We start from the raw sequence: 5,803 nt of genomic DNA on the forward strand, positions 1-5,803 counted from the left end.
CCGGGAAAGCGGGCGCGTCGGCGTCATGGATGAAAGCACCTACTGAGTTCATAGCAACCAAGAAAAGAGAACTGCAATGAAAATGTACCGTCGAGAAGTCATTATAGCTGCACTTGCTTCTTCTGTGGCGTCGGTCGCACTGAGCTGGCGAATTGCAGCGATGGCGCAGTCTAGCGAAGACAAAAAGACGTTGACGTGGGTTTCATTTATCTCGTACCGAAACATGAACCCTGCATCAAACTATGACTCCGAGGTCTATGTTCTCGGTAACGTCTACGAGACCCTTTTTGTATACAAGGACGGCAAGATCTTACCAAAGCTCGCAACGTCCTGGGAGCGCTCCGACGGCGGCAAGACGTGGGCAGTTCGCCTACGGGACGGCGTGAAGTTCCATGACGGTTCTGCGCTGAACTCGGCAGCTGTGAAAAAATCGTTCGAATACGTGCGCGATCTGGGGAAGGGTGCCGGCTTCCTTTACGCTGGTCTGGAGAACGTTGAGACGCCGGACGATCACACGGCCGTCTTCCGATTCAAAGACCCAATCGCATTTGATTTGGTGGCAGCTGGACAATATGGCGCCTTCGTCATCGCCCCTGCGGCAATCGACAAGGGTGATGAATGGCTGACCCAAGGAAATGCGATCGGCACTGGCCCCTACAAGCTGGCTGAATTCCAGCAAGGAAAGCTGGTTGTCCTCGAAAAGTTCGACGATTACTGGGGCGGATGGCAGAGTGGTCAATTTGAGCGCGTCGTGCATCCCTACGTTGCCGAAGTCGCGACTCGTGTTCAGATGATCCGCTCGGGCGAAGCGGACGTCTCCCGTGTTCCTGGTTCCCAAATGGAAAGCCTCGACGCATTGTCCAACGTTTCGGTTACAAACGCCCCGGGATGGCGCACGCAACTGTATATGATCAACGTCCAGAAATACCCAACTGACAATCTCAAATTCCGGCAGGCCTTGCTGCATCTTTGGGATTTCGATTCGGTGCTAAAGAATATTTTTCACGGTGCGGCTACAAAACCTGTCGCGCCCATTGCATCGACTATGTGGGGGCATGGTACCTACGACGTCGGCACATTTGATCCAGACAAAGCTCTCGCTCTACTGGAGGAATCTGGCATCCCCAAAAAGGATTGGAATATAAAGGCGCTGTACTCGGCCAGCAATCAAGAACAAATTGATGCGATAGAGCTATTCCAGGCCAGCGCGGCAGCGATTGGGGTGGAGGTTGAGCTTGATCTTGAACAGGTTTCTTCTACTTTCCTGAGCAAGGCTAGATCTCCTGAAACCTCTGGCCATTTGAATGTAATGGTCTGGTGGCCAGCCTATCCGACACCGTCCGACTGGATGGTGACGATGTTCCATACCGAGAAGAAGCCCGCGTGGAACCTGTCCTACTACTATGATGAGGAATTTGATCGCCTGGCGGACCAAGCTTTCAAACTGGAAGGCGTTGATATGGATGCTGCCGCAAAAGCCTATATCGCGGCGCAGGACAGATTGATGCAGAATGCGGTTGCCATCTTTTATGCCGATGTAAACCGAGTCGACGCATATTCCTCGGACATCAAAGGCATGGAGGAGGCGAACAATCCTGCCTACGAATGGCTGTCCATCTATAACCTGCGCCGATAGCTGGTTTCCCCGGCGATTGAGGGTATTGGGAGGAATTATGCCTATGGTTGTGCAGTTGGTTCAGCGGCTGCTGTTGCTAATTGGCGTCGTGTTCGGCGTCATAACGATCATGTTCCTGCTGAGCCGGGTGCTACCCGCCTCTCCGGCGGAGTTGATGCTGGGAGGGCGGCCCTCTCTCGAGATGGTCGAGAAGGTGGAGGCTGAACTCGGCCTCGATAAGCCGCTGCCGGTTCAATATTTTGCCTTCATCGGCAATGCGATGCGCGGAGAGTTCGGCAACAGCCTTCTCACCCAACGGCCGGTGCTGCTGGAGGTGCGCGAGCGATTGGGGGCAACGTTCGAACTCACCACTCTGGCGATTGTGCTCGTTCTGCTCATCGGCCTTCCGGTCGGCATTCTTTCTGCTGTGAGGCAGAACTCAATGCTCGATAATGTTGCGCGGACGATCGCGGTTGCTGGCGTCGCCATCCCGTCTTTCATCCTGGCCATGTCACTGCAGATCCTCTTTTATGGTGCCCTTGGATGGCTGCCGCTGCAGGGCCGTGTGGATTCATCGATTGTTTTGGATAACCCCATCAGATCGGTTACCGGCCTGTATCTGGTCGATGCCCTTCTGACCGGTAACTGGGAGGGGTTTATGAGTGCGGCTGCGCACATTGCGCTGCCACTGGTCACCCTGACCATTTTGCTGCTTTCGACTGTAACTCGCATCACGCGGAACATGATGGTTGAGGTCTTGAAGGAGGAATATATCCGAACGGCCTTTGCCTATGGCTTGCCGAAGTCTGCCATTTATTACCGGTATGCGTTGAAGGCGACTTTGATACCGATCCTGACAATTGTCGGCTTGACCTACGGACAGCTTTTGGGGGGCGCCGTGGTCGTGGAGTATGTCTTCGATTGGCCAGGGCTCGGTTCCTTCCTGGTCTCCTCGATCGCACAGAACGACTATCCCGCATCCCTCGGCGCCACACTCTTTCTTGCTGGCATATACCTCTTGGTGAACCTGATTGTCGACCTTCTGTATGCGGTCGTTGATCCCCGGCTGAGAACGGCGTGACGGAGATAAGCTATGACGACCAATATCATTGAGCGGTCTGTTCGGATCATCCTCGCAAGATCATTCTTTGCGCAGAACCGACTGTTTGTAATCGGCGCGGCAATTCTCCTCACGGTGGTGTTGAGCGCTGTGCTAGCCTCCTGGATTACGCACTATGCGCCGACGCAAATCGTGATGTCAGATCGCCTTTCAGAGCCCAGCGCCGAGCATCTGATGGGTACGGATCGCTTCGGGAGGGACATCTTTGCGAGGGTCCTTCATGGAGGAAGGACTTCGCTTCTTGTGGGTGTTTGCGTTGTGCTTCTTGCCTTGTTTATTGGCGGCCCGATCGGACTTGTGGCTGGATATTTCGGCGGCAAGACGGATCTTCTTTTGATGCGCTTCTCGGATGTGTTCCTGGCATTTCCGCCGCTGCTTCTTCCGATTGCCATCACTGCTGCGCTCGGTCCGGGCCTTTGGAATGCTATGATCTCGCTCGCCGTCTCTTGGTTCCCCTGGTACGCGCGCATCATGAGGGCCTCTGCCATGACGGTACGTCGAGAGCTTTACATAAGTGCTGCGCGCACCATCGGTGTGGGGCATCTGCGAATTCTGGTCCGCCACGTCGTGCCGAACTCCCTAACGCCGGTTACCGTTCAGGCGTCGATGGATTTTGGCTTTACCATCCTGGCCGCCGCATCGCTGAGCTTTGTCGGCTTGGGTGCGAGGGCGCCGGCAGTGGAGTGGGGCCTGATGGCGGCCGATTCCCGCACCGACTTCCTCGACCATTGGTGGACGGCGCTGTTTCCTGGATTGGCCATCTTCGTAACAGTGCTTGCGGTCAACCTCGTCGGAGATGGTCTGCGCGATATTCTAGATCCAAAGCAGGGGGGGCGGGAATGAGTAGCCCGGTTCTTCAGGTAAGCGGCGTTCATGTGACCTTCTTCGACCTCCTGCGTTCCACTTCGATTCTGCGTGGCATCGACCTCGAAGTTGCGGCAGGCGAAGTGCTGGGCCTGGTGGGTGAATCGGGCTGCGGCAAGTCCATGACCGCCAACGCCTGTCTTGGGATGGTGACGCCTCCCGGCCGTGTCATCGGCAGCATCAAGGTGGACGGGCAGGAGGTCGTTGGCCGGTCGGAGGCCGAATTGCGTGCAATGCGCGGCGGCCGCGTAGCAATGATTTTCCAAAATCCCTCACGTTCGATGAATCCGTTCTTCACCCTTGGTCGACAGATGACCGAAATCATCCGCTGCCACCGTTCAGTGAGCTGGTCCGATGCGCGTTCCGTAGCCATGAGCGAGCTCAAGGCAGTGCGCATGCCGGACCCTGATCTGGCGCTCGAGAAGTACCCGCACCAGCTTTCGGGCGGACAGATCCAGCGCGCTCTTATCGCGCTTGCTCTGGCCTGCCGTCCGCGCCTCCTGATCGCCGATGAGCCGACGACGGCGCTCGATGTGACCGTCCAGGCACAGATCGTCTCGCTCCTGCGGCGTCTGGCGGACGAGAAGGGACTCGCCGTCCTGTTCATTACGCATGACCTCGGCATCGTCTCCCAAGTTTGCGACCGTGTCGCGGTTATGTATGCGGGCCGGATAGTCGAGACCGGCAGCGTCGAGGCCGTGATCGATCACCCTCGCCATCCCTACACGGTGAAGCTGCTGGGTACGGTTCCGGCAGTCGGCCGTGGCGCCCGTGATCTCGTCTCAATACCCGGGAACGTGCCGAACCCTGCTTACGTGCCGACGGGCTGCGCGTTCCGCGACCGGTGCGACCGGGCGACCGGCATCTGCGCGGGGGCGCATCTGCCTGCCTTGACCCTCGGGCAGGATCACATGGTGCTCTGCCATCATGCCGTTCACGACCCGCAGTTCACGGAGGCACGATGAACGCCGCACCGCCCGCCCGCCTTGTCTCCGTCGAGGGCCTTCATAAGGTGTATACGACGCGCCACGGCGTCCTAAAGGCGTTGGACGGCGTTAGCTTCCAGATCGCTCCGGGCGAGACGCTGGCGCTCGTGGGCGAGTCCGGCTGCGGCAAGAGCACGCTTGCGTCTGCGCTTCTGGGCTTTGCGAGTTTCGATGCTGGAACGATCGCAATTGACGGCGATGAGGTCACGGCCCGTTCCAAGTGGACGAAGATGCCGCCGCGTCGCGACGTCGGCGTCGTGTTCCAGAACCCGCAGTCCTCCCTCGATCCCAAAATGAAGGTGCGTTCCATCATTGGCGAGCCGCTGAACACCGTTGGCATGCGCGGCGAGGCCGTCACTAGGCGTGCCGGTGAATTGCTGAGCCAGGTTGGCCTCGGCCCCGAATACCTCCATCGCTATCCGCATCAGCTCTCCGGTGGGCAGATGCAGCGCGTTGCCATCGCACGTGCATTGGCCCTTGAACCTCGGCTGCTTATCCTCGATGAGCCTACCGCGGCGCTCGATGTCTCAGTGCAAGCTCAGATTCTGAAGCTTCTGAAGGCTCTGCGGGCCAAAACCAACGTCAGCTATCTATTCATCACCCACGATCTTGGTGTCGTCGATTACATCGCCCACCGCGTCGCCGTTATGTATCTCGGCCGCATTGTCGAGAGCGGACCGGTGGAAGAGGTCTTCGCGCATCCGCGCCACCCCTACACGCAGGCATTGCTCGACGCCGTGCCGGTGATCGACCCCAGCCGACGCCGACAGCCGGCGCCGCTCGATGGCGAGGTTCCGAGTCCCCTCAACCGTCCTCCCGGCTGCGCTTTTGCGCCGCGCTGTCGTCGGGCGACCAGCACATGCCGCGCCTCCGAGCCTGATTTCTGCGAAGACGGGCCGCAACGAGCTTACCTCTGCTTCCATCCTTTGTAGCACGGAAAGACAAGCCATATCAGGAGAGACCCGCATGAAGCTGCATGAATACGCAGAGCAGAATCTGATCACTCAGGTTCGTATCCTGCGGCGCAGAAGTAGTTTGAGCACTCCTCGGCGGTGAAGCGTGGCAAGGCGTCGCGGATTGCGTCCCAAAGCTCGGGGATGTTGCGCGCGGCGGCTTTCCTGAGGATCGACTTTAGCTTGGAGAAGGCATTCTCGATTGATGGTGTGGATGGCTCCTGCTCCCGGCGTCGCATTGCGCCATAGTTGGGATGTTGTCGTC

General features: G+C 58.1%; 5 protein-coding genes and 1 pseudogene. 5 read left to right on the forward strand and 1 reads right to left on the reverse strand.

All coding sequences use genetic code 11. The features are described from left to right. Positions 1-76: 76 nt before the first annotated feature. The 5 genes from NKI88_RS31390 to NKI88_RS31410 are packed head-to-tail and all read left to right on the forward strand — an operon-like array spanning position 77 to position 5,517. Positions 77-1,636, forward strand: a complete 1,560-nt coding sequence (locus tag NKI88_RS31390; RefSeq protein WP_352659255.1) for an ABC transporter substrate-binding protein — start codon at positions 77-79, stop codon at positions 1,634-1,636. 43 nt (positions 1,637-1,679) lie between these two features. Beyond that, entirely contained in the window at positions 1,680-2,696 is a 1,017-nt protein-coding gene (locus NKI88_RS31395; protein WP_352659256.1) for an ABC transporter permease, read from the forward strand. A gap of 12 nt (positions 2,697-2,708) precedes the next feature. After that, the gene (locus NKI88_RS31400; protein WP_352659258.1) at positions 2,709-3,578 is read left to right on the forward strand and encodes an ABC transporter permease; all 870 of its coding nucleotides are present in this window, start codon (positions 2,709-2,711) and stop codon (positions 3,576-3,578) included. Then, complete coding sequence (locus tag NKI88_RS31405) at positions 3,575-4,564, forward strand: ABC transporter ATP-binding protein (protein WP_352659260.1); 990 nt, start codon at positions 3,575-3,577, stop codon at positions 4,562-4,564. Before NKI88_RS31400 ends, NKI88_RS31405 begins: the two co-directional genes overlap by 4 nt. Next, the gene (locus NKI88_RS31410) at positions 4,561-5,517 is read left to right on the forward strand and encodes an ABC transporter ATP-binding protein (protein WP_352659262.1); all 957 of its coding nucleotides are present in this window, start codon (positions 4,561-4,563) and stop codon (positions 5,515-5,517) included. Before NKI88_RS31405 ends, NKI88_RS31410 begins: the two co-directional genes overlap by 4 nt. 68 nt (positions 5,518-5,585) lie before the next feature. On the opposite strand, the pseudogene NKI88_RS31415 reads toward NKI88_RS31410, so the two are convergent. Beyond that, positions 5,586-5,803, reverse strand: a pseudogene (locus tag NKI88_RS31415) (hypothetical protein); the annotation flags it as partial.

Source organism: Mesorhizobium sp. M0317, assembly GCF_040321555.1.
Lineage (GTDB): Bacteria > Pseudomonadota > Alphaproteobacteria > Rhizobiales > Rhizobiaceae > Mesorhizobium.